The 23,287-nt window shown below is 57.9% G+C and carries 19 protein-coding genes and 1 tRNA gene; 3 read left to right on the forward strand and 17 right to left on the reverse strand.

Annotated features, from left to right (window positions below):
- Positions 1-7: 7 nt before the first annotated feature.
- The 6 genes from rplC to rpsL all read right to left on the reverse strand — a co-directional run bounded on the left by rplC (position 8) and on the right by rpsL (position 5,768).
- The gene (rplC, locus tag V6S97_RS05030; RefSeq protein WP_003507769.1) at positions 8-649 is read right to left on the reverse strand and encodes a 50S ribosomal protein L3; all 642 of its coding nucleotides are present in this window, start codon (positions 647-649) and stop codon (positions 8-10) included.
- A 204-nt stretch (positions 650-853) separates the two neighbouring features.
- Positions 854-1,162, reverse strand: a complete 309-nt coding sequence (rpsJ, locus tag V6S97_RS05035; protein WP_003507767.1) for a 30S ribosomal protein S10 — start codon at positions 1,160-1,162, stop codon at positions 854-856.
- A gap of 311 nt (positions 1,163-1,473) precedes the next feature.
- On the reverse strand, positions 1,474-2,649 hold the full coding sequence (gene tuf / locus V6S97_RS05040) for an elongation factor Tu (RefSeq protein ID WP_003507684.1): 1,176 nt from the start codon (positions 2,647-2,649) through the stop codon (positions 1,474-1,476).
- Between the two features lie 65 nt (positions 2,650-2,714).
- Entirely contained in the window at positions 2,715-4,814 is a 2,100-nt protein-coding gene (fusA, locus tag V6S97_RS05045; RefSeq protein ID WP_003507762.1) for an elongation factor G, read from the reverse strand.
- Between the two features lie 34 nt (positions 4,815-4,848).
- Complete coding sequence (gene rpsG, locus V6S97_RS05050; RefSeq protein ID WP_003507761.1) at positions 4,849-5,319, reverse strand: 30S ribosomal protein S7; 471 nt, start codon at positions 5,317-5,319, stop codon at positions 4,849-4,851.
- Between the two features lie 77 nt (positions 5,320-5,396).
- Entirely contained in the window at positions 5,397-5,768 is a 372-nt protein-coding gene (gene rpsL / locus V6S97_RS05055; RefSeq protein WP_003507760.1) for a 30S ribosomal protein S12, read from the reverse strand.
- A gap of 526 nt (positions 5,769-6,294) precedes the next feature.
- On the opposite strand from rpsL, the gene V6S97_RS05060 reads away from it, so the two are divergent.
- The 3 genes from V6S97_RS05060 (at position 6,295) to V6S97_RS05070 (ending at position 8,134) form a co-directional block, all read left to right on the forward strand.
- Positions 6,295-6,588, forward strand: coding sequence for a hypothetical protein (locus tag V6S97_RS05060; protein WP_003507722.1), 294 nt, complete (start codon positions 6,295-6,297; stop codon positions 6,586-6,588).
- 11 nt (positions 6,589-6,599) lie between these two features.
- Positions 6,600-6,950 (forward strand): VOC family protein, encoded by a 351-nt coding sequence (locus tag V6S97_RS05065; protein ID WP_003507721.1) that lies wholly within the window; start codon positions 6,600-6,602, stop codon positions 6,948-6,950.
- A gap of 98 nt (positions 6,951-7,048) precedes the next feature.
- Complete coding sequence (locus V6S97_RS05070; RefSeq protein WP_080868446.1) at positions 7,049-8,134, forward strand: helix-turn-helix transcriptional regulator; 1,086 nt, start codon at positions 7,049-7,051, stop codon at positions 8,132-8,134.
- Between the two features lie 154 nt (positions 8,135-8,288).
- On the opposite strand, the gene rpoC is transcribed toward V6S97_RS05070, so the two are convergent.
- The 11 genes from rpoC to tuf (V6S97_RS05125) form a co-directional block, all read right to left on the reverse strand.
- Entirely contained in the window at positions 8,289-12,497 is a 4,209-nt protein-coding gene (rpoC, locus tag V6S97_RS05075; protein WP_003507719.1) for a DNA-directed RNA polymerase subunit beta', read from the reverse strand.
- A gap of 181 nt (positions 12,498-12,678) precedes the next feature.
- Positions 12,679-16,815, reverse strand: a complete 4,137-nt coding sequence (gene rpoB, locus V6S97_RS05080; protein ID WP_003507718.1) for a DNA-directed RNA polymerase subunit beta — start codon at positions 16,813-16,815, stop codon at positions 12,679-12,681.
- 263 nt (positions 16,816-17,078) lie between these two features.
- Positions 17,079-17,456 carry a 50S ribosomal protein L7/L12 gene (gene rplL / locus V6S97_RS05085; RefSeq protein WP_003507708.1) on the reverse strand — a complete coding sequence of 126 codons (378 nt, stop codon included), beginning with the start codon at positions 17,454-17,456 and terminating at the stop codon, positions 17,079-17,081.
- Positions 17,457-17,515: 59 nt separating this feature from the next.
- Positions 17,516-18,034 carry a 50S ribosomal protein L10 gene (gene rplJ, locus V6S97_RS05090; RefSeq protein ID WP_003519348.1) on the reverse strand — a complete coding sequence of 173 codons (519 nt, stop codon included), beginning with the start codon at positions 18,032-18,034 and terminating at the stop codon, positions 17,516-17,518.
- Positions 18,035-18,389: 355 nt separating this feature from the next.
- Positions 18,390-19,085 (reverse strand): 50S ribosomal protein L1, encoded by a 696-nt coding sequence (rplA, locus tag V6S97_RS05095; protein WP_003507704.1) that lies wholly within the window; start codon positions 19,083-19,085, stop codon positions 18,390-18,392.
- A gap of 2 nt (positions 19,086-19,087) precedes the next feature.
- On the reverse strand, positions 19,088-19,519 hold the full coding sequence (gene rplK / locus V6S97_RS05100; protein WP_003507702.1) for a 50S ribosomal protein L11: 432 nt from the start codon (positions 19,517-19,519) through the stop codon (positions 19,088-19,090).
- A gap of 144 nt (positions 19,520-19,663) precedes the next feature.
- Positions 19,664-20,194, reverse strand: a complete 531-nt coding sequence (gene nusG, locus V6S97_RS05105) for a transcription termination/antitermination protein NusG (protein ID WP_003507690.1) — start codon at positions 20,192-20,194, stop codon at positions 19,664-19,666.
- Between the two features lie 23 nt (positions 20,195-20,217).
- Complete coding sequence (gene secE, locus V6S97_RS05110; protein WP_003507689.1) at positions 20,218-20,418, reverse strand: preprotein translocase subunit SecE; 201 nt, start codon at positions 20,416-20,418, stop codon at positions 20,218-20,220.
- A gap of 183 nt (positions 20,419-20,601) precedes the next feature.
- Positions 20,602-20,677, reverse strand: a tRNA-Trp gene (locus V6S97_RS05115).
- Positions 20,678-20,802: 125 nt separating this feature from the next.
- Entirely contained in the window at positions 20,803-21,696 is an 894-nt protein-coding gene (locus V6S97_RS05120; protein WP_003507686.1) for an NAD-dependent epimerase/dehydratase family protein, read from the reverse strand.
- Positions 21,697-21,838: 142 nt separating this feature from the next.
- Positions 21,839-23,014: an elongation factor Tu gene (tuf, locus tag V6S97_RS05125; RefSeq protein WP_003507684.1), complete on the reverse strand. Its 1,176-nt coding sequence runs from the start codon at positions 23,012-23,014 to the stop codon at positions 21,839-21,841.
- Positions 23,015-23,287: the final 273 nt, after the last annotated feature.

A 23,287-nucleotide genomic window follows, 5' to 3' on the forward strand; every position in this document is an offset into this window, starting at 1 on the left:
GGCTCCCTTACTTCGCAGCCGACTTGACGGCGTCGCGGACGATGATCCAGGAACCCTTCGAGCCGGGAACTGCACCCTTCACGAGGATGAGGCCACGGTCTTCATCGGTCGAAACGACTTCGAGGTTCTGGGTCGTAACGCGCGTCTGGCCCATATGACCAGCCATGCGCTTGCCCTTCCAGACGCGGCCCGGATCCTGGTTGTTACCGGTCGAACCGTGTGCACGGTGCGATACGGAGTTACCGTGCGAAGCGCGGCCACCACCGAAGTTGTGACGCTTCATAGCACCGGCAAAACCTTTACCGATCGTGGTTCCAGTGACGTCGACCAGCTGGCCGGACTGAAAATGATTTGCGGTCAGTGTTGCACCGATGTCGATCAGGTTCTCGGGGGAAACCCGGAACTCGACGAGCTTGGCTTTCGGCTCGACGTTGGCAGCGGCAAAATGACCGCGAAGCGCCTTCGTCGTGTTCTTGACCTTGGACTGGCCGGCACCGAGCTGAACTGCGGTGTAGCCATTCTTGTCTTCCGTGCGCTGGGCAACGACTTGTACGTTATCCAGTCGCAATACTGTTACAGGGATATGTTCACCTGCGTCGTTATAGACGCGTGTCATACCCACTTTCTGTGCAATCACACCTGAACGCATTGGTTCATCCTCTTGCGAGCCTTGAAGGGAAAACCCTCTCTGGCCTTTGTTAAGGAGTGCCCTTCGACATCTCACGATGTTTCCGGTCTCCGGTTTGGAAGTCGTTGGATTTCTCCACGTACCTTCCTTGTTATTGGCCTTCACCCGAGGGTGAAGCCCGGCCTTGTTACTTCAGCCCTCACCTTGGATGGATCGGGCCGGGTCTTAGAGCTTGATTTCCACGTCAACGCCAGCAGCGAGGTCGAGCTTCATCAAAGCATCGACAGTCTGCGGGGTGGGGTCAACGATATCGAGAAGACGCTTGTGCGTCCGCATTTCGAACTGTTCACGGCTCTTCTTATCAACGTGGGGAGAGCGGTTGACGGTAAACTTTTCGATGCGGGTGGGGAGCGGAACCGGGCCGCGAACGCTGGCGCCGGTGCGCTTTGCGGTCGACACGATTTCACGGGTAGAGGCATCGAGGATCCGGTGATCGAACGCCTTGAGGCGGATACGGATATTCTGGCCGTTCATTCGTCTTGTCCTTGTTCTTTGTTATTCGTTTCCGCACGCGGAAACACATGAACTTCTATTGATCGTGGCGCCGCAGATTTTCAAAAATCGAGAGGGATGAGCGTTACACCCCAATCATTTCGGTAGTCTGTATTGCTAAAAACACCGCGCTCCGCAATCGCTTGCGAATCCAGCGGTGATTGTGAGTGCGCGTTTACGCGCTTTCACCGAATTTTTCAAGCACTAAAAATGCAACGCCGCCAGGCTTTTTACTAAAAGGCCGGCGGCGGTGTTGTTCACACCGCCGCCAGTCAGAATTTCAATGGTCGAAATTACTCGACGATCGAAGCCACGATGCCGGCGCCGACCGTACGGCCGCCTTCGCGGATAGCAAAGCGCAGCTTTTCTTCCATCGCGATCGGAACGATCAGCTCGACTTCAACGGTGACGTTGTCGCCAGGCATAACCATTTCCGTGCCTTCCGGAAGCGACACGATGCCGGTCACGTCAGTCGTACGGAAGTAGAACTGCGGACGGTAGTTCGTGAAGAACGGCGTATGACGGCCGCCTTCTTCCTTCGTCAGGATGTAGGCTTCTGCCATGAACTTCTTGTGCGGCTTGACCGAACCCGGCTTGCACAGGATCTGACCACGCTCAACGCCGTCACGGGTAACACCGCGAACGAGTGCACCGATGTTGTCGCCAGCCTGGCCCTGGTCGAGCAGCTTGCGGAACATTTCAACGCCGGTAACCGTCGTCTTCGACGTCGGACGGATGCCGACGATTTCGACTTCTTCACCAACCTTGACGATACCGCGCTCTACGCGACCCGTCACAACCGTACCACGGCCAGAGATCGAGAACACGTCTTCGATCGGCATCAGGAACGGCTGGTCGATCGGACGCTCAGGCGTCGGGATGTAGGCGTCAACAGCAGCCATCAGCTCGCGGATCGCGTCTTCACCGATCTTCTTGTCAGAATCTTCAAGAGCGGCAAGTGCCGAACCCTTGATGATCGGAATGTCGTCGCCCGGGAAGTCGTAGGACGACAGAAGTTCGCGAACTTCAAGCTCGACGAGCTCGAGAAGCTCGGCGTCGTCAACCTGGTCGACCTTGTTGAGGAACACGACGATCGCCGGAACGCCAACCTGACGGGCGAGCAGGATGTGCTCGCGCGTCTGCGGCATCGGGCCGTCAGCTGCAGAGCAAACCAGGATCGCGCCGTCCATCTGGGCAGCACCGGTGATCATGTTCTTCACGTAGTCGGCGTGGCCGGGGCAGTCGACGTGCGCGTAGTGACGGGCAGGCGTCTCGTATTCAACGTGTGCCGTCGAGATCGTGATACCACGAGCCTTTTCTTCCGGAGCCGCGTCGATCTGGTCATACGCCTTGAACTCGCCGAAGAACTTCGTGATTGCTGCCGTCAGCGACGTCTTGCCATGGTCAACGTGACCGATCGTGCCAATGTTGACGTGCGGCTTATTGCGCTCGAACTTGCTCTTTGCCATTAGTGGCTCTCCATTCTTGTCCCTTGACGGGAATAATCTTCAAAATTCGGTGGGGCGTACCCCGATCACTTCTGACCGGAGTACTTTGCCTGGATTTCCTGCGCCACGTTCGACGGAACCGGCGAATAGTGGTCGAACGTCATCGAGTACTGTGCACGGCCCTGCGACATGGAGCGCAGGTTGTCGACGTACTTGAACATGTTCGCGAGCGGAACATGCGCGTTGATGACGACGGCGATACCACGGCTTTCCTGGCCCTGGATCTGACCACGACGGGAGTTCAGATCGCCGATAACGTCACCGACATAGTCTTCCGGCGTTACGACTTCGACCTTCATCATCGGCTCGAGAAGCTGTGCGCCAGCCTTCTTCGCTGCTTCACGGAAGCAGGCACGCGATGCGATTTCGAAGGCGAGAACCGACGAGTCAACATCGTGGAATGCACCGTCGACCAGCGTCGCCTTGACGCCGAGCATCGGGAAGCCAGCCAGCGGACCGGAAGACAGAACGCTTTCGATACCCTTCTGAACGCCCGGGATGTATTCCTTCGGAACAGCACCACCGACGATCTTCGATTCGAACTTGAAGTCTTCGCCTTCGGGGTTCGGTTCGAAGATGATCTTCACGCGAGCGAACTGACCGGTACCACCGGACTGCTTCTTGTGCGTGTAGTCTTCTTCGTGCTGACGCGTGATGGTTTCGCGGTAGGCAACCTGCGGAGCGCCGACGGTAGCTTCAACCTTGAACTCGCGACGCATACGGTCAACGAGAATGTCGAGGTGAAGTTCGCCCATGCCTGCGATGATCGTCTGACCGGATTCTTCATCCGTCTTGACGCGGAACGAAGGATCTTCAGCAGCCAGACGGTTGAGCGCGAGGCCCATCTTTTCCTGGTCGCCCTTGGTCTTCGGCTCGATCGCGATCTGGATGACCGGCTCGGGGAATTCCATGCGCTCGAGGATAACCGGCTTCAGCGGATCGCAGAGCGTATCGCCAGTGGTGGTTTCCTTGAGGCCAGCCAGAGCAACGATGTCGCCGGCAAAGGCTTCTTCGATGTCTTCACGGCTGTTGGAATGCATCTGCAGCATACGGCCGACGCGCTCGCGCTTGTCCTTGACCGTGTTGATGACCGACGTGCCCTTTTCGAGCTTGCCGGAGTAGATGCGGGCGAAGGTCAGCGAACCGACGAAGGGGTCGTTCATGATCTTGAACGCGAGCATGGAAAGCGGCTCGCTGTCATCGGCATGACGCTCGATTTCGGCTTCGGTCTTGAAGTCGATGCCCTTGATCGCCGGAATGTCCAGCGGCGAAGGCAGGTAGTCGACGACGGCGTCGAGAAGCGGCTGAACGCCCTTGTTCTTGAACGCGGTACCGCAGAACATCGGGTGGAACTTCACGTCGATGGTGCCGCGGCGAACGAGCGCACGGATCTTTTCGTTGTCGGGCATGATGCCGTTCAGGTAGTCTTCCATCGCTTCTTCGTCGATCTCGACAACGGTCTCGATCAGCTTTTCGCGATATTCGTCAGCCTTGGCCTTCATGTCTTCAGGAATTTCGACGACGTCCCACTGAGCGCCGAGCGATTCGTCGCGCCAGATGAGTGCGTTCATCTCGATCAGGTCGATAACGCCCTTGAACTCGGTCTCAGCGCCGATCGGCAGCTGCATGACAACGGCGATGGCGCCGAGACGGGTCTTGATCATTTCTACCGAGCGGTAGAAGTCAGCGCCGGTCTTGTCCATCTTGTTGCAGAAGATCATGCGCGGAACATGATACTTCTCGGCCTGGCGCCAGACGGTTTCCGTCTGCGGCTCAACACCGGCGTTGGCGTCAAGCAGCGCGATGGCGCCGTCGAGAACGCGCAGCGAACGCTCAACTTCAATGGTGAAGTCGACGTGGCCGGGGGTGTCGATGATGTTGAAGCGGCGCATCTTGCCGTCGCGACCCTTCCAGAAGGTCGTGGTGGCAGCGGAGGTGATGGTGATACCACGCTCCTGCTCCTGTTCCATCCAGTCCATCGTGGCTGCGCCATCGTGAACTTCACCGATCTTGTGCGACTTACCGGTGTAATAAAGGATACGCTCGGTGGTCGTCGTCTTGCCGGCGTCGATATGCGCCATGATACCGAAATTGCGGTAGTCTTCGATTTTATATTCGCGAGCCATAATGGACTGCCTTTCGATATGCGACCGGTTAAGATTACCAGCGGTAATGCGAGAATGCGCGGTTGGCGTCGGCCATCTTGTGCGTGTCTTCGCGCTTCTTGACAGCAGAACCGCGGTTGTTCGCAGCGTCCATGAGTTCGCCGGAAAGGCGATCGACCATGGTCGTTTCGTTGCGCTTGCGGGCAGCCGTGATCAGCCAGCGAATAGCGAGAGCCTGACGGCGCTCGGGGCGAACGTCGACGGGAACCTGATAGGTGGCACCACCAACGCGGCGCGAACGCACTTCAACGTGCGGAGCAACGTTGTCGAGGGCGGAGTGGAACACGCCGAGCGGCTCCTGCTTCGTCTTGCCCTGAACGACGTCGAACGCGCCGTAAACGATGCTTTCTGCGACCGACTTCTTGCCGTGAAGCATGATGGCGTTCATGAACTTGGTGACGACCAGATCGCCGAACTTCGGGTCCGGGTTGATCTCACGCTTTTCTGCACTATGGCGACGGGACATATTTTTTGTCTCTCAATGTTATTGACGCTTTACCACGCGGAGAACCTCGCGCAGCGCCGGAATTTGTTAAACCCGAATTACTTCGGACGCTTCGCACCGTACTTGGAGCGGCGCTGCTTGCGGTTCTTGACGCCCTGGGTATCGAGAACACCGCGGATGATGTGGTAACGCACACCCGGCAAGTCCTTTACGCGGCCGCCGCGGATCATGACCACGGAGTGTTCCTGAAGGTTGTGACCTTCGCCCGGAATGTAACCGATGACTTCGAAGCCGTTGGTGAGGCGGATCTTGGCAACCTTACGCAGAGCCGAGTTCGGCTTCTTCGGGGTCGTCGTGTAAACGCGGGTGCAAACACCACGCTTCTGCGGGTTTTCCTGAAGAGCAGGAACCTTGTTGCGCTTTACCTGTGCCTGGCGAGGCTTGCGGATCAGCTGGTTTACGGTAGGCATATAACCATCCCTTGCAAAAACTACTTAAGCCACCCTCACGGGTGGCGGCTATGCCGTTGCCGGCGACGATGCACGCATATATCCTCATGCGCAAAACGTGGCCCGATCCGGTTTCACGGATGGACCACCAAGAGCAGAGGACACCGGATGAGGCGTCTTGCGTGCAACATTCGTGTCTTCTACGTGCAATGGAGACCCGTTTGAGATGATGTTCGGGAAAAAGCTTTCCGAACGGCCAGCACCCACAGAGGCTCCGATGGCGGGCGTACTACTGTTTTAGCCAGCTTTCGTCAAGGGCGAATCCGCATTTTGCCCGCGCGCCCGCGGCCACGAAGCCCGCGTCCGGGCCATTTCCAGCCAGCTTTAACATAAGTCGGCGCAGAAGGTTGCGATTTCGACCTCCACGCTTTGGCTTTTCATAAAATCCGTCTATTGATTCCCTGTGGCGAGCCGGAGCAGCGCCGCCACGGGCGGAACCGATTCCATCGGCCCCCATTACAGCAACGAATGATCAAGGAACCGCGTCATGAGCACCCTCCCCGACAACGACAACGGACGCGAAGAGCCGATGGTCTTCATCGTCATCGGCAAGGCCTATGAGCACGACAATTCCGAAGGCATCGACATCCACGTCATTTTGCGGGCGCCGGACGACGATACCGCCGTGCGCGAAACGCTGAACGCGCTTTCCGAGGAAGGCTTCATCGAAGCGGACCTCGACCAGATCGGCATGCTGACCGAAGTTCCCGATGAAGAGCCGCACGCTTCCGCCTATCAGGGCGCGCTCGAAGGCGAAGTCGCCATCATCCGTTTCGCCTGAGGCGCAAATCCATGGCGGTAAGACGGGTCGTCGCCAATATAGAAACGCCCGACCCAGCGCGGGCGAAGGCGTTTTATTGCGATATTCTCGGCATGCCCGTCGCCATGGATCACGGCTGGATCGTCACCCATGCCAGCCCGCTCGAAGCAAGAGCACAGGTCAGCTTCGCAAGTGAAGGCGGCTCCGGCAATGATGTGCCGGACCTTTCGATCGAGGTTGATGATTTCGAGGAGGTCCACGCCAGAATCCTGAAGGCCGGGCTGCCCATCGAATACGGCCCCGCCGTCGAGGCATGGGGCGTACGCCGCCTTTTCGTGCGCGACCCCTTCGGCAAACTTATCAATATATTAAGTCACTCATAGATTATATACTTTTAATACAATAGTATTATTTCTTTATCCGTTGAACAATACCAAAATATGAGCTTACAATAGTACCGGCGCAAAATTCCGGTGGCGGGTTGGATAATATATCTTCAGCAGACATTATCGATGACATTTACGAGGCGGCACTTTTCCCTGATCGCTGGGCTGAGGTCATAGAGACAATCGGTAACCGCCTGGATTTCTGGGGCGGTGCGCTTACCTGGGGCAAGGGTGAGGAAGAGGCATGGCTCTTTACCCCCAATCTGCAGGACGTGATGCAGGCCTTCATGGAAGGCGGCTGGAACAGGCGCAACGATCGCCTAACCCGCGCAATCCGCGAAGGACAGTTTTCCTTCGTACAGGATTTTGACGTCTTCACCCATGACGAATGGGCCGGATTGCCGATCGTGCGTGACTTCCTGATGCCGCGCGGATTGGGATATGGCGCGGCAACGCAGATCGCGCCACCGGATCATCCGGAAATGACAGTGCTTTTCGAACGCAAACTCGATAGCGGCGTCATCGGGCCGGAAACCATGGCGGCGCTGGGCCGGCTGAGGCCACACATTGCCCGCAGCCTCACCCTCGCAACCCGGCTGCAGCGACAGAAGGCCGACGCCATGACGCTCGGGCTGAACGCCATAGGCGCGCCAGCGGCGGTGCTACAGGCGAGCGGGCGTATCCTCTCCGCAAACGACATGTTTCTCTCTCTCAGGAAATGTATTTCCACCCGTGCCCGCGACAGGATCGTGGTGTCAGACGAAAGAGTAAACCGGCTGCTCTATAAGGCGCTCGCCGGAGATAATGTCGGCTCTTTCCCCCTCCCGACCGGCGAAGATCGGTCCTGCATCCTCCACGTCATACCGTTGCGCAGGAACGCACTGGATTTGTCCCCGAAAGGTTCCGCCATCGTGCTGATATCGCAACCCATGGGCACCATCACCGATGCAACGTCACTGTTAAAAGGGCTATACGATCTCACCAAGGGCGAGGCCCGCGTGGCTCTGGAAATCATGAAGGGGCTCTCGCTTCCCGCCGTGGCGAAGCAATTGCAGATTTCCCATGAAACGGTGCGCAGCAACGCCAAGTCGATCTATGCGAAGACTGGCAGCACCGGCCAAACTGATCTCGTTCGCCGGCTCTCCGTTCTCACCCGCTATAACATCCGCGAACAGAGCTGACCCTCGCCGCGCGGCTGAAGATAATCTCAAAGACAAATCGTAAAATCGCGCTGACTCGCCGGTGGCTTCCACACAAACAAAAACGCCCGGATTGCTCCGGGCGTTTCCATTGAACCTTTGGCGGGGCTTCGTAAAGCCCCTGCCCTGTCTGACCTTATTCGGCGGCCGGAGCCTGGTCCGTCATGTCCTGCAGCATCTGGTTCGCAGAGCCTGCACCCGTACCCTTGCGGCGTTCCTCGAGGATGAGGTCGTCGCGCGAGGTGGCGATGCGGCGGATCTGCGTCATGGTGCCGCCGGTACCGGCCGGGATGAGACGGCCGACGATGACGTTTTCCTTGAGGCCCTGCAGCGTGTCCGTCTTGCCGGCGATCGCAGCTTCCGTGAGAACCTTGGTGGTTTCCTGGAAGGATGCGGCCGAGATGAAGGACGGCGTCTGCAGCGAAGCCTTGGTGATGCCGAGCAGAACCGGCTCGCCATAGGCAGGCTTCTTGCCTTCTTCGATCAGGCGGTCGTTGTTGTCGTCAAGCTCGATGCGATCGACGTTGTCGCCAACGATGTACTGGCTGTCGCCAGCATCGGTGATTTCAACCTTCTGCAGCATCTGGCGAACGATCACCTCGATGTGCTTGTCGTTGATCACAACGCCCTGCAGTCGGTAGACTTCCTGGATTTCGTTCACGAGGTAGGAAGCCAGAGCCTCTACGCCCTTGATTGCCAGAATGTCGTGCGGTGCCGGATTGCCGTCGAGAATGTATTCACCCTTCTCGATGTAGTCGCCTTCCTGAAGATGGAAGGGCTTGCCCTTCGGGATCAGGTATTCGACCGGCTCGACGCCGTCTTCCGCAGGCTCGATCATCACGCGACGCTTGTTCTTGTAGTCGCGGCCGAGGCGGATCGTACCATCGATCTCGGCGATGATGGCGTGATCCTTCGGACGACGTGCTTCGAACAGTTCGGCAACGCGCGGCAGACCACCGGTGATGTCCTTCGTCTTGGCGCTTTCCAGCGGCGAACGTGCAAGCACGTCACCCTGGGAGACCTTGGAACCCGGCTCGACCGACAGGATCGCGTCCACGGACAGATGGAAGCGGGCTTCGCCACCACGGCTAAGCTTCGCCACAGCGCCGGAAGCGTCCTTGATGATGATCGCGGGCTTCAAGTCCGAACCGCGCGGCGTCGAACGCCAGTCAATGACCTGACGCTTGGTGATGCCGGTGGATTCGTCGGTCGCTTCCAGAACGGAGAGACCGTCGACGAGGTCTTCGAAGTGAACGGTACCTTCCACTTCCGTCATCATCGGACGGGTGTAGGGGTCCCACTCTGCAAGACGCTGGCCACGCTTAACCTTGTCGCCATCATCCACGAAGATCTTCGAACCGTAAGCGACACGCTGCGAGGAACGTTCCGCGCCGCGCTCATCAAGGATCGTAACGGACATGTTACGGCCCATGGCGATGAGAACGCCTTCCGAATTCCGCAGGATGTTGCGGTTCTTGATCTGGATCGTGCCTTCATACGACGCTTCGAGGAACGACTGGTCGACCACGTTCGCCGTACCACCAAGGTGGAACGTACGCATGGTGAGCTGCGTGCCCGGTTCACCGATCGACTGTGCGGCGATGACGCCAACGGCTTCGCCCATGTTGACAGGCGTACCGCGTGCAAGGTCACGACCGTAGCAGACGCCGCAAACGCCGATCTGCACTTCGCAGGTCAAAGCAGAGCGGATGCGAACGGACTGGATGCCCGCCTTTTCGATGGCGGCCACATCGGCCTCATCGATAAGCGTGCCGGCCTTGACGATGTTCTCGCCGGAAACCGGATGATCGATATCGTCCAGAGCCGTACGGCCGAGGATACGTGCGCCAAGCGAGGCAACAACCTGACCGGCATCGACGATGGCGGTCATGGTGAGGCCCTTGTCGGTACCGCAATCCACGGAGTTGACGATGCAATCCTGCGCGACGTCGACGAGACGACGGGTAAGATAACCCGAGTTCGCGGTCTTCAAGGCGGTGTCTGCGAGACCCTTACGGGCACCGTGGGTCGAGTTGAAGTACTCGTTAACGGTCAGGCCTTCCTTGAAGTTCGAGATGATCGGCGTCTCGATGATTTCACCCGACGGCTTCGCCATCAGGCCGCGCATGCCGCCAAGCTGACGCATCTGGTTCGGAGAACCACGGGCGCCCGAGTGGGACATCATGTAGATGGAGTTCATCGGCTTCTGGCGGCCCGTTTCCGGATCGAACTCGACAGCCTTGATGCGTGCCATCATTTCTTCGGCGACCTTTTCGGTAGCCTTGCCCCAGGCGTCGACAACCTTGTTGTACTTTTCGCCCTGGGTGATGAGACCATCATTATACTGCTGTTCGTATTCCTTCACGAGAGCTTCGGTGTCACCGACGATCTTCACCTTGCTGTCCGGAATGACCATGTCGTCCTTGCCGAACGAAATGCCGGCGCGGCAGGCATGGGCAAAGCCGAGCTGCATGATGCGGTCGCAGAAGATGACCGTGTCTTTCTGGCCGCAATGACGGTAGACCGTGTCGATCATCTTGGAGATGTTCTTCTTGGTCATTTCCTGGTTGCAGACGTCGAAAGGCACGTTGACGTTCTTCGGCAGAAGTTCGCCAATCAGCATACGGCCAGGGGTCGTTTCATGGATCTTGGAAACCGGCTTGCCGTCGGCATCCACGGTCTTGAAGCGACCACGGATCTTGGCATGCAGCGTCACGACCTTGTTTTCAAGCGCGTGATGCAGTTCGCCGATATCCGAGAAGGCCATGCCTTCGCCCGGCTCGTTCTGGTTCATGATCGACAGGTAATACAGGCCGAGAACCATGTCCTGCGAAGGAACGATGATCGGGTGGCCGTTTGCCGGATGCAGGATGTTGTTGGTCGACATCATCAACACGCGCGCTTCCAGCTGGGCTTCCAGCGAAAGCGGAACGTGAACAGCCATCTGGTCACCGTCGAAGTCGGCGTTGAAGGCCGTGCAGACGAGCGGGTGCAGCTGGATGGCCTTGCCTTCGACCAGCATGGGTTCGAAAGCCTGGATACCCAGACGGTGCAGCGTCGGTGCGCGGTTCAGGAGAACCGGATGTTCGCGGATGACCTCGTCGAGGATATCCCAAACTTCAGGCTTTTCCTTTTCAACCAGCTTCTTGGCCTGCTTGACGGTCGAGGAGTAACCCTTGGCGTCGAGGCGGGCGTAGATGAACGGCTTGAACAGTTCGAGCGCCATCTTCTTCGGCAGGCCGCACTGGTGCAGCTTCAGCTCCGGACCGGTCACGATGACCGAACGACCGGAATAGTCGACGCGCTTGCCGAGAAGGTTCTGGCGGAAGCGGCCCTGCTTGCCCTTGAGCATGTCGGAGAGCGACTTCAGCGGACGCTTGTTGGCACCCGTGATGACGCGGCCGCGACGGCCGTTGTCGAACAGCGCATCGACGGATTCCTGCAACATACGCTTTTCGTTGCGGATGATGATGCCAGGCGCACGAAGCTCGATCAGGCGCTTCAGACGGTTGTTACGGTTGATGACGCGGCGATAGAGATCGTTAAGGTCGGACGTCGCGAAACGACCGCCATCCAGCGGAACCAGCGGACGCAGGTCCGGCGGAATGACCGGAACGACCTTCATGATCATCCATTCCGGACGGTTGCCGCTCTCCATGAAGTTCTCGACGATCTTCAGGCGCTTCATCAGCTTCTTCTGCTTGAGATCAGACGTGGTCTCAGCAAGTTCCGCACGCAGGTCGCCGGCGATCTTTTCGAGGTTCATCGAAGCCAGCATCTCGTAGATGGCTTCAGCGCCGATCATGGCGGTGAACTGGTCTTCGCCGAATTCGTCAACGGCAATCATGTACTCTTCCTCGGACAGAAGCTGGTTCTGCTTCATCGAGGTGAGGCCCGGTTCGGTGACGATGTAGTTCTCGAAATAGAGAACGCGTTCGACATCCTTCAGCGTCATGTCGAGCAAGGTCGAGATACGCGAGGGAAGCGACTTCAGGAACCAGATATGGGCAACGGGCGCTGCGAGCTCGATATGGCCCATGCGCTCACGGCGAACGCGCGACAGCGTCACTTCAACGCCGCACTTTTCGCAGATGATGCCCTTGTACTTCATGCGCTTGTACTTGCCGCACAGGCATTCGTAGTCCTTGATCGGTCCGAAAATGCGCGCGCAGAAAAGACCGTCGCGTTCCGGCTTGAACGTACGGTAGTTGATGGTTTCCGGCTTCTTGATCTCGCCGTAGGACCACGACAGGATTTTTTCCGGCGAAGCGATCGAAATCCGGATGGAATCGAAATGCTGCGCAGGCACCTGAGGATTGAAAAGATTCATGACCTCTTGGTTCATGCCTTGTCTCCTTGAGAGGCTAGCTGCTGCCCCTGTTTGCATCTGGACCGGCTTCTTCCCGGGTCACCGTCCAGAGCTTTAAATACGGATTAACCGCACAATGCGGCGAAAGTGTCCCTCGGCAACCGCAGGCTGCCGGAGGGACCGGCAGGCGCCTAAAAGGCGCCCACCTCTCTCAATTTTATTCCGCTGCGTCGGGCAGCTGATCCTCGGACTGGTTCTCGACCTTCGAGTTCTCCAGTTCGACCGAAAGGCCGAGCGACCGCATTTCCTTGACGAGAACGTTGAAGCTCTCCGGAATGCCGGCCTCGAACGTGTCGTCACCACGGACGATCGCCTCGTAGACCTTGGTGCGGCCCGCCACGTCGTCCGACTTGACGGTGAGCATTTCCTGCAGCGTGTAAGCCGCGCCGTATGCTTCCAGAGCCCAGACTTCCATTTCCCCGAAGCGCTGTCCGCCGAACTGCGCCTTGCCGCCCAGCGGCTGCTGGGTAACGAGCGAGTAAGGACCGATCGAGCGAGCGTGGATCTTGTCGTCAACAAGGTGGTTCAGCTTGATCATGTACATGTAGCCGACGGTGACCTTGCGGTCGAACGGCTCACCGGTACGACCGTCATAAAGGACGGACTGGCCGGATTCATGCAGACCTGCCTTCTTCAGCATCGCGGCGACGTCAGGCTCATGCGCACCGTCGAAGACCGGCGTCGCGATGGAAACACCGCGCTTGGCTTCTTCGGCAAGCTTGACCAGCGATTCGTCATCAAAGCGCTGCACCTCATCATGCGATTCACTCGCATAGATTTCGGTGAGCTCGGTGCGAAGCTCGCTGATGTCCATCGTCTTGCGATACTCTTCGAGCATCTCGCCGATCTTCTTGCCCATACCTGCGCATGCCCATGCGAGGTGGGTTTCGAGGATCTGGCCGACGTTCATGCGCGAAGGCACGCCGAGCGGGTTCAAGCAGATGTCGACATGCGTGCCGTCTTCGAGGAACGGCATGTCCTCGACAGGAACGATACGCGAGACGACGCCCTTGTTACCGTGACGGCCGGCCATCTTGTCGCCCGGCTGGATCTTGCGCTTCACAGCAACGAAGACCTTGACCATCTTCATGACGCCCGGAGGCATTTCATCGCCGCGCTGGACCTTTTCGACCTTGTCCATGAAGCGCTGTTCAAGGCGCGACTTGGATTCGTCGTACTGGCCGCGAAGCGCTTCCAGTTCGGACTGGGCCTTCTCGTCTTCGACTGCAAACATCCACCACTGCGAGCGGGGATATTCGGAGACGACGGCGTTGGAAAGCTCGACGCCCTTCTTGAAGCCCTTCGGACCAGCGATGGAAACGTGGCCACGCAGCATGTCGATCAGGCGGCCGTAGACGTTACGGTCAAGGATTGCCTGTTCGTCGTCGCGGTCCTTCGCCAGACGTTCGATCTCTTCGCGCTCGATTGCCATCGCGCGCTCGTCCTTCTCCACACCGTGACGGTTGAAGACGCGGACTTCCACAACGGTACCAAACGTGCCCGGAGGCATGCGCATGGAGGTGTCGCGAACGTCGGAAGCCTTTTCACCGAAGATGGCGCGCAGAAGCTTTTCTTCCGGCGTCATCGGGCTTTCGCCCTTCGGCGTGATCTTGCCGACGAGGATGTCGCCCGGCTGAACTTCCGCACCGATGTAAACGATACCGGCTTCGTCGAGGTTCTTCAGCGCTTCTTCCGAAACGTTCGGAATGTCGCGCGTGATTTCTTCCGGACCAAGCTTCGTGTCACGCGCCATCACTTCGAATTCTTCGATGTGGATGGAGGTGAACACGTCGTCGGAAACGATACGTTCCGACATCAGGATCGAGTCTTCGTAGTTGTAGCCGTTCCAGGGCATGAACGCGACGAGCGCGTTACGGCCGAGCGCCAGGTCACCGAGGTCGGTCGACGGACCGTCCGCGATGATGTCACCCTTGGAGATGAGATCGCCGACGGCGACCAGCGGACGCTGGTTGACGCAGGTGTTCTGGTTCGAACGCTGGAACTTCTGCAGACGGTAGATATCAACGCCCGACTTGCCGGCATCGAGTTCTTCCGTAGCGCGGATAACGATACGCGTCGCATCGACCTGGTCGACGACACCGCCGCGGCGAGCTGCGATGGCAGCGCCGGAGTCACGGGCGACGATCGGTTCCATGCCTGTGCCGACGAACGGCGCTTCCGCCCGCAGAAGCGGAACGGCCTGACGCTGCATGTTCGAGCCCATGAGAGCGCGGTTGGCGTCGTCGTTTTCCAGGAACGGAATGAGAGCCGCCGCGACCGAAACGAGCTGCTTCGGCGAAACGTCCATCAGGTTGATGTTGTCGCGCGGTGCGAGCATAACTTCGCCCGAGTGACGGCAGACGACGAACTCTTCAGTGAAGGCGCCTTCGCCATCGAGTTCGGCATTGGCCTGTGCGACGTAGTACTTGGCCTCTTCCATGGCGGAGAGGTAGATAACGTCGGTCGTCACCTTGCCGTCGATGATCTTGCGGTACGGGCTTTCGATGAAGCCGTACTTGTTGACGCGGGCAAAGGTGGCAAGCGAGTTGATCAGACCGATGTTCGGGCCTTCCGGCGTTTCGATCGGGCAAATACGGCCGTAGTGGGTCGGGTGAACGTCGCGGACTTCGAAGCCGGCGCGCTCGCGGGTCAGACCACCCGGTCCAAGAGCCGAAAGACGACGCTTGTGGGTGATTTCCGAAAGCGGGTTCACCTGGTCCATGAACTGCGACAGCTGCGAGGAACCGAAGAATTCGCGAACGGCGGCAGCTGCCGGCTTCGCGTTGATCAGGTCCTGCGGCATCACGGTGTCGATTTCGATCGAGGACATACGTTCCTTGATCGCACGTTCCATGCGCAGAAGGCCCAGACGATACTGGTTTTCCATCAGCTCGCCGACCGAACGAACACGGCGGTTGCCGAGGTTGTCGATGTCGTCGATTTCGCCCTTGCCGTCGCGCAGTTCGACCAGCATCTTGACGACGGCGAGGATGTCTTCCTTGCGCAGCGTGCGCACGGTGTCTTCCGCATCGAGGTCGAGACGCATGTTCATCTTCACGCGGCCAACAGCCGAGAGATCGTAACGCTCTGCATCGAAGAACAGCGAGTTGAACATCGCTTCCGCGGAGTCCATGGTCGGCGGTTCGCCCGGACGCATGACGCGGTAGATGTCGAACAGCGCTTCCTGGCGGTTCTGGTTCTTGTCAACGGAGAGCGTGTTACGGATGTAGGCGCCAACATTGACGTGGTCGATGTTGAGAACCGGAATCTCATCGAAGCCGGACTGAAGGATCAGGCCAAGCGTCTTCTCGTCGATTTCGTCGCCGGCCTCGAGATAGATTTCACCCGTCTCGTAGTTGACGATGTCTTCGGCCAGGAAGTTGCCGTAGAGGTCTTCGTCAGTCGCCTTAAGCGCCTTCAGGCCCTTGTCGACGAGCTGGCGGATAAGGCGCGGGGTCAGCTTCTTGCCACCCTCGACAACAACTTCGCCGGTGTCGGCGTCGATCATGTCGGTGATGACCTTGGCATTCTTCAGCGCGTCAGGCTGGAACGGGATACGCCAGCCGTCACCGGCGCGCTCGTAGGTAGCCTTGGTATAGAAGGTCGACAGGATTTCTTCGCCGTCCATGCCGAGCGCCATCAGGAGCGAGGTCACGGGCAGCTTGCGGCGACGGTCGATACGCGCATAGACGATGTCCTTGGCGTCGAATTCGATGTCGAGCCAGGAACCGCGATACGGGATAACGCGGGCAGCGAAAAGCAGCTTGCCGGAAGAATGGCTCTTGCCCTTGTCGTGATCGAAGAACACGCCCGGCGAACGGTGCATCTGCGAAACGATGACGCGCTCGGTGCCGTTGACGATGAACGTACCGTTATTGGTCATGAGCGGCATGTCGCCCATGTAGACGGACTGTTCCTTGATGTCCTTGATGGACTTCGCGCCCGTATCTTCATCGATATCGAACACGATGAGGCGCAGCGTCACCTTCAGCGGCGCTGCATAGGTCAGATCGCGCTGACGGCATTCCTCTACGTCGAACTTCGGCGCTTCGAATTCGTAGGACACGAATTCGAGCATGGAGGCGCCGGAAAAATCGGTGATCGGGAATACGGACTTGAATACGGCATTCAATCCCTCGTCGGGACGGCCACCCTTGGGCTCGTCAACCATGAGAAACTGGTCGTACGAAGCCTTCTGAACCTCGATGAGGTTCGGCATTTCCGCTACTTCTGGAATTTTGCCGAAAAACTTGCGTACGCGCCTGCGACCGTTAAACGAAAGGGTCTGAGCCATCGTCGCTCCTTTAAAAATTGCATCCGGGCCTGCAACGGACGGGAACCGATGGCCAGTCGATCCCGTCAAGCAATGGGTGTCATCAATCTCGTTCCACATCCCGGATCGATCAGGCCGGATTGCCTAGATGAGCCGGTTCGGAACCATTCTCTTGAAGAACCCATTACCCAAAAGCCATTTTCACGCGGCTTTTGGGTAATGAGTTTTAAAAACGATGACGACGGAAAGGGGCATGAAGCCCCTTCCCGCCAGCAATCGCAAGATTACTTAACGTCGACCTTAGCGCCGGCTTCTTCAAGCTTCTTCTTGAGATCAGCAGCTTCAGCCTTGGAAACAGCTTCCTTGACAGCCTTCGGAGCGCCTTCAACGAGGTCCTTGGCTTCCTTCAGGCCGAGGCCCGTGATAGCGCGGACTTCCTTGATGACGTTGATCTTGTTGGCGCCAGCGTCAACCAGGATCACGTCGAATTCAGTCTTTTCTTCTTCAACAGCAGCAGCAACGCCAGCACCGCCAGCAGCAGCAACAGCTACCGGAGCAGCGGCGGAAACGCCCCACTTTTCTTCGAGAAGCTTGGACAGTTCTGCAGCTTCCAGAACGGTCAGGGTGGAGAGGTCTTCTACGATCTTTGCGAGATCAGCCATTTTGATAGTTCCTTTTGTTCAGTTCGAACCAGTTTGAATATTTACAGCGAAAAACCGCCTTAAGCGGCTTCGTCCTTCTTGGCGTAAGCCGAGAACACCCGTGCCAGCTGGCTTGCAGGTGCGGCGACAACCGTAGCGACGCGAGTTGCCGGGGCATTGAGAAGGCCCAGCAGCTTTGCGCGCAGCTCGTCCAGCGAAGGCAGGGTCGCAAGCGACTTGACTGCTTCGGCGTTGAGCGTGGTTGCACCCATGGAACCACCGAGAACAACGACCTTGTCGTTGGTCTTTGCGAAATCCATGACGACTTTCGGAGCGATCATAGGGTCGACGCTGTATGCAATCAGCGTCTGGCCCTTGAAGAGATCTGTCATCCCTTCCGACTCCGTGCCCTGAAGAGCGATCTTGGCCAGGCGGTTCTTCGCGACCTTGACGGTGCCTCCGGCAGCGCGCATCTTCGAACGGAAGTCGTTCATCTGCGCAACGGTGACACCAGCATAGTGGGCCACGACAACCGAACCGGAAGCCTTGAAGACTTCGTTCAGCTCCGTGACGAATTCGCGTTTTTCCGCTCTTTCCACTGTCTGTCTCCAGTAGACGGGACCACATGATTGTGAACCCGTCGGGTTTGCCTTTGCCCCAAGGGACCTTTTTACAAAGATCCCGAGCGACGCTCGAGGATCCTGTCCCCCGCTCTGTCGCCGCAAACGGCTTCAGGCACAGGCACACCAGGTTCGAACCGGACAGTCAGGCATCAGCAGATGCCTCAAATCCAGCCTCACCCGTCTCATGCAGGTTGAATGATTAAGGCCAGGCCCCGAAGGAAATGGCCACCCGCAATCTCGGACAGGAGTTCCGGGTTTCCCCGGAAATCTCCGGCTCCTGGGAGCCGGAAATTCTTTTATTCACACTTCCCTTGGGAAGCGCGAGAATTGATTAAGCCGTAACCGACGAAGGGTCGATCTTGACGCCCGGACCCATGGTCGAGGAAATGGCGACGCGCTTGACATAGTTGCCCTTGGCGCCAGCCGGCTTTGCCTTGATGACGGCATCGGCGAAAGCCTTGATGTTTTCCTCAAGAGCCTTGGCGTCGAACGAAGCCTTGCCAACGCCAGCGTGTACGATACCGGCCTTTTCGACGCGGAACTCGACAGCGCCGCCCTTGGACGCCTTGACGGCGCCGGCAACATCCATGGTCACCGTACCGACCTTCGGGTTCGGCATCATGCCACGCGGGCCGAGTACCTTGCCGAGACGGCCGACGAGCGGCATCATGTCCGGGGTCGCGATGCAACGATCGAAGTCGATCTTGCCGCCCTGAACGATTTCAACCAGTTCTTCTGCACCAACAACGTCAGCGCCAGCAGCCGTGGCTTCATCAGCCTTGGCGCCGCGTGCGAAGACGGCGACGCGAACGTCACGGCCCGTGCCGTTCGGCAGGTTGACAACGCCACGAACCATCTGGTCCGCGTGGCGCGGGTCAACGCCGAGGTTCATCGAAACTTCAACGGTTTCATCGAACTTGGCGACAGCACGTTCCTTGACCATCGAAATGGCGTCGGTGAGAACGTAAAGCTTGTTGGGATCCACACCTTCGCGGATCTTCTGAATGCGCTTTGCTACCTTGGCCATGATCAACCTACCACTTCCAGGCCCATGGCGCGGGCGGAGCCCTCAACCATTGCCATTGCGCCTTCGATGTCGGCTGCGTTCAGATCCTTCATCTTGGCTTCTGCGATCGTCTTGACCTGAGCCTTGGTGATGGAGCCGATCTTGGCGCCCTTGCCAGGCGTCTTGGAACCGGAGGTAATCTTGGCTTCCTTCTTCAGCCAATACGTCATCGGCGGCTGCTTCATGACGAAGGTGAAGGACTTGTCCTGGTAATAGGTGATGACGACCGGAATCGGCATACCCTTTTCCATTTCCTGCGTGGCGGCATTGAACGCCTTGCAGAATTCCATGATGTTAATGCCACGCTGACCAAGTGCCGGACCGATCGGCGGGGACGGATTGGCCGCCCCGGCCTTTACCTGCAACTTGAGCTGGCCTGCAACTTTCTTAGCCATATCTCTCTGCCTTTCAATTCAAACCGGTTACCCGGCTTCTCTTAAGCCGGATTGCTCCGGCGGCTGCGGTTGCGTGGTGCGGCGCCCTGCTCCGGCTTAAAGAGCCAGTTTGCCTTCCACGCGCTTGGGGTCTTGCCCCGCCAATCAGACCTTCTCGACCTGATTGTATTCCAGCTCGACCGGCGTAGCGCGGCCGAAAATCGAAACTTCCACCTTCAGGCGCGAACGCTCTTCGTCGACATCCTGAACAACGCCGTTGAACGACGCGAACGGACCGTCGGAAACGCGAACCTGCTCGCCGATCTCGAACGAAACCGAAGACTTCGGACGCTCGACACCTTCCTGAACCTGACCGAGGATACGCTCGGCTTCATAATCGGGAATCGGAACAGGCTTGCTGTCCGAACCGAGGAAACCGGTAACCTTCGGCGTGTTCTTGATGAGGTGATAGGCCTCATCCGTCAGGTTGGCGCGCACCAGCACGTAACCTGGAAAGAACTTGCGCTCGCTGTCGACCTTACGGCCACGACGCACCTCGACAACCTTTTCGGTCGGCACGAGGATTTTCTCGAACAGATGAGAAAGACCCTTCTGACGGGCCTTCTCTTCGATCGACTCAGCGACCTTCTTTTCGAAATTCGAATATGCGTGAACGATATACCAGCGCGCTGCCATTTTTTTATTCTCCGTTCAATCCGTTACCGGCCGACGTTCAGCACGAGGCTAAGCACCCAGCCGATGAGCTGGTCAGCAGCAAAGAAGAACAGAGCCGCAAAAATGACCATCACCAGCACCATAGCCGTCGAAATCATGGTCTCGCGGCGCGACGGCCAAGTGATTTTTGACGCTTCGGCGCGAACCTGCTGCAGAAACGTAAACGGATTGGTTTTGGATGCCATTGACTGCCCACGCAATTACGGCGCGTAAAGCCGAACTAATCAGCCCCACGCACCGCGTGTCTGTTTTGACCTTACATAAACACCGATTCCACTTTTAACAAGAGGAAATCGACATTCGGCGAAATTCGCCGGAAATCCGGCCCCATCTGCCATGCAGCGAAAACCGCGCTTGCGAATGGAAAGTGGCAGGGGCAGAGGGGCTCGAACCCCCGACCTGCGGTTTTGGAGACCGCCGCTCTACCAACTGAGCTATACCCCTTCAGCACCTGAATCGGCCGCGAAATCGCTTGGCCAATTCGGTATGCGCTCCTTTAAGGTGCAGGGAAAGGAATGGCAAGTGTGTTTTTTGTTTTTTCCACTCCGCCCCCGAAAATCCTGCGCCTCTCAGGTTTTAACGTATTTCCGCCAGTCATGTTCTTCGCTGAAGCCCAGGACCTCGCGAATCTTGCGGTTGGAGATCAACCCCTCATGATCCCCGATCTCGCGGCGGAATTGCACGTCAGGGAAATAAGTCTGCGCAAGCTCGCGCGTGGGGACCGTCGCTGTCGCTGTATCATTGACGGCGTTGAAGACCTGATAACCGAGGCCGTCCTTCTCGATGCACAGATGGCAGATCTGGCCAAGATCGCGCGCATCGATGTAACCCCAGGCATTGCGTTTGCGCGTTTCCGGACGGGCGAAGAAGCCGGGAAACTTCTCATATTCATGCGGTTCGATGACATTGCCGATTCGCAGCGCGTAAATGTCGTATCCGCTTCGCTCGGCAAATGCCCGTGCCGTCTTTTCGTTCACCACCTTCGACAGCCCGTAGGAATCCATCGGATCGACATCATAGTCTTCCTCAAGCGGGAAATGGTGGAAATCCTTTTCACCCTCGGCAAAACAGACCCCGTAGGTGGTTTCGCTCGATGCGATGACGATCTTGCGGATACCAAGCTTCACCGCAGCCTCGATGACGTTGTAGGTTCCCATTGTATTGATGCGGAACGTCTCATTGTCGGGCTTTATCAGAATGCGCGGAACCGCGGCGAAGTGGATCACCGCATCATAGGGCAAAACACCCTTCCCGCTTTCGAGCTCTGCAAAGTTCCTGTGCATGGACAGGGCATTAAAGACCTGCCCGCTGTCGGTGATGTCGACAATGAGATTGGTGACGCTCGGCCTGTCGAGCGGAACGAGATCGATGTTGTGGACCTCATAACCCTTGTCGATAAGCCACGGGATCACATGCCTGCCGGCCTTGCCGGAACCACCGGTAAATAGAACGCGCTTCTTCATGATACTCCTCATCATCTCCCCGGCAACGAAGTAGCAGCCCGGACAGGGAAGCGAAAGCCACCCTCCCCCTAACGCGCAATACAAAACAAAAAACCCCGCTGTCTCCAGCGGGGTTTCCGTCAAGCCTTTTCAGGCCCGAAGATTACTCGACGATCGAAGCCACGATGCCGGCGCCGACCGTACGGCCGCCTTCGCGGATAGCAAAGCGCAGCTTTTCTTCCATCGCGATCGGAACGATCAGCTCGACTTCAACGGTGACGTTGTCGCCAGGCATAACCATTTCCGTGCCTTCCGGAAGCGACACGATGCCGGTCACGTCAGTCGTACGGAAGTAGAACTGCGGACGGTAGTTCGTGAAGAACGGCGTATGACGGCCGCCTTCTTCCTTCGTCAGGATGTAGGCTTCTGCCATGAACTTCTTGTGCGGCTTGACCGAACCCGGCTTGCACAGGATCTGACCACGCTCAACGCCGTCACGGGTAACACCGCGAACGAGTGCACCGATGTTGTCGCCAGCCTGGCCCTGGTCGAGCAGCTTGCGGAACATTTCAACGCCGGTAACCGTCGTCTTCGACGTCGGACGGATGCCGACGATTTCGACTTCTTCACCAACCTTGACGATACCGCGCTCTACGCGACCCGTCACAACCGTACCACGGCCAGAGATCGAGAACACGTCTTCGATCGGCATCAGGAACGGCTGGTCGATCGGACGCTCAGGCGTCGGGATGTAGGCGTCAACAGCAGCCATCAGCTCGCGGATCGCGTCTTCACCGATCTTCTTGTCAGAATCTTCAAGAGCGGCAAGTGCCGAACCCTTGATGATCGGAATGTCGTCGCCCGGGAAGTCGTAGGACGACAGAAGTTCGCGAACTTCAAGCTCGACGAGCTCGAGAAGCTCGGCGTCGTCAACCTGGTCGACCTTGTTGAGGAACACGACGATCGCCGGAACGCCAACCTGACGGGCGAGCAGGATGTGCTCGCGCGTCTGCGGCATCGGGCCGTCAGCTGCAGAGCAAACCAGGATCGCGCCGTCCATCTGGGCAGCACCGGTGATCATGTTCTTCACGTAGTCGGCGTGGCCGGGGCAGTCGACGTGCGCGTAGTGACGGGCAGGCGTCTCGTATTCAACGTGTGCCGTCGAGATCGTGATACCACGAGCCTTTTCTTCCGGAGCCGCGTCGATCTGGTCATACGCCTTGAACTCGCCGAAGAACTTCGTGATTGCTGCCGTCAGCGACGTCTTGCCATGGTCAACGTGACCGATCGTGCCAATGTTGACGTGCGGCTTATTGCGCTCGAACTTGCTCTTTGCCATGTGAATTGCTTCCTGTGAACGTGAAGTAGTTTCCCCGGCGCACCGGTTTGGTGTCGCCGTTTAAGGCTTTGTAAGCGAATGCGCAAGACTTAATTATGAAAGCGTCTTCGCGCGCGCCTTAAGCGTGCCTTGAGGCCTGTATATGGTGTCTGGTTTGCGACATTTAAACCCTCGCGAGGGTGAGGCAGACGTCGGCCGGGAGCCCCCCTCCGTCAGCCTAGCTAATCACTAAACAAGATATTTCTATCACAACTTCTTTACCTGCACCGGCAT

This window comes from Agrobacterium sp. CCNWLW155, assembly GCF_036888815.1.
GTDB classification, from domain to species: domain Bacteria; phylum Pseudomonadota; class Alphaproteobacteria; order Rhizobiales; family Rhizobiaceae; genus Agrobacterium; species Agrobacterium radiobacter.

Coding starts and splice junctions, on each gene's coding strand:
- rplC (WP_003507769.1), bottom strand. CDS start 649: ATGCGTTCAGGTGTGATTGCACAGAAAGTGGGTATGACACGCGTCTAT.
- rpsJ (WP_003507767.1), bottom strand. CDS start 1,162: ATGAACGGCCAGAATATCCGTATCCGCCTCAAGGCGTTCGATCACCGG.
- tuf (WP_003507684.1), bottom strand. CDS start 2,649: ATGGCAAAGAGCAAGTTCGAGCGCAATAAGCCGCACGTCAACATTGGC.
- fusA (WP_003507762.1), bottom strand. CDS start 4,814: ATGGCTCGCGAATATAAAATCGAAGACTACCGCAATTTCGGTATCATG.
- rpsG (WP_003507761.1), bottom strand. CDS start 5,319: ATGTCCCGTCGCCATAGTGCAGAAAAGCGTGAGATCAACCCGGACCCG.
- rpsL (WP_003507760.1), bottom strand. CDS start 5,768: ATGCCTACCGTAAACCAGCTGATCCGCAAGCCTCGCCAGGCACAGGTA.
- V6S97_RS05060 (WP_003507722.1), top strand. CDS start 6,295: ATGAGCACCCTCCCCGACAACGACAACGGACGCGAAGAGCCGATGGTC.
- V6S97_RS05065 (WP_003507721.1), top strand. CDS start 6,600: ATGGCGGTAAGACGGGTCGTCGCCAATATAGAAACGCCCGACCCAGCG.
- rpoC (WP_003507719.1), bottom strand. CDS start 12,497: ATGAACCAAGAGGTCATGAATCTTTTCAATCCTCAGGTGCCTGCGCAG.
- rpoB (WP_003507718.1), bottom strand. CDS start 16,815: ATGGCTCAGACCCTTTCGTTTAACGGTCGCAGGCGCGTACGCAAGTTT.
- rplL (WP_003507708.1), bottom strand. CDS start 17,456: ATGGCTGATCTCGCAAAGATCGTAGAAGACCTCTCCACCCTGACCGTT.
- rplA (WP_003507704.1), bottom strand. CDS start 19,085: ATGGCCAAGGTAGCAAAGCGCATTCAGAAGATCCGCGAAGGTGTGGAT.
- rplK (WP_003507702.1), bottom strand. CDS start 19,519: ATGGCTAAGAAAGTTGCAGGCCAGCTCAAGTTGCAGGTAAAGGCCGGG.
- nusG (WP_003507690.1), bottom strand. CDS start 20,194: ATGGCAGCGCGCTGGTATATCGTTCACGCATATTCGAATTTCGAAAAG.
- secE (WP_003507689.1), bottom strand. CDS start 20,418: ATGGCATCCAAAACCAATCCGTTTACGTTTCTGCAGCAGGTTCGCGCC.
- V6S97_RS05120 (WP_003507686.1), bottom strand. CDS start 21,696: ATGAAGAAGCGCGTTCTATTTACCGGTGGTTCCGGCAAGGCCGGCAGG.
- tuf (WP_003507684.1), bottom strand. CDS start 23,014: ATGGCAAAGAGCAAGTTCGAGCGCAATAAGCCGCACGTCAACATTGGC.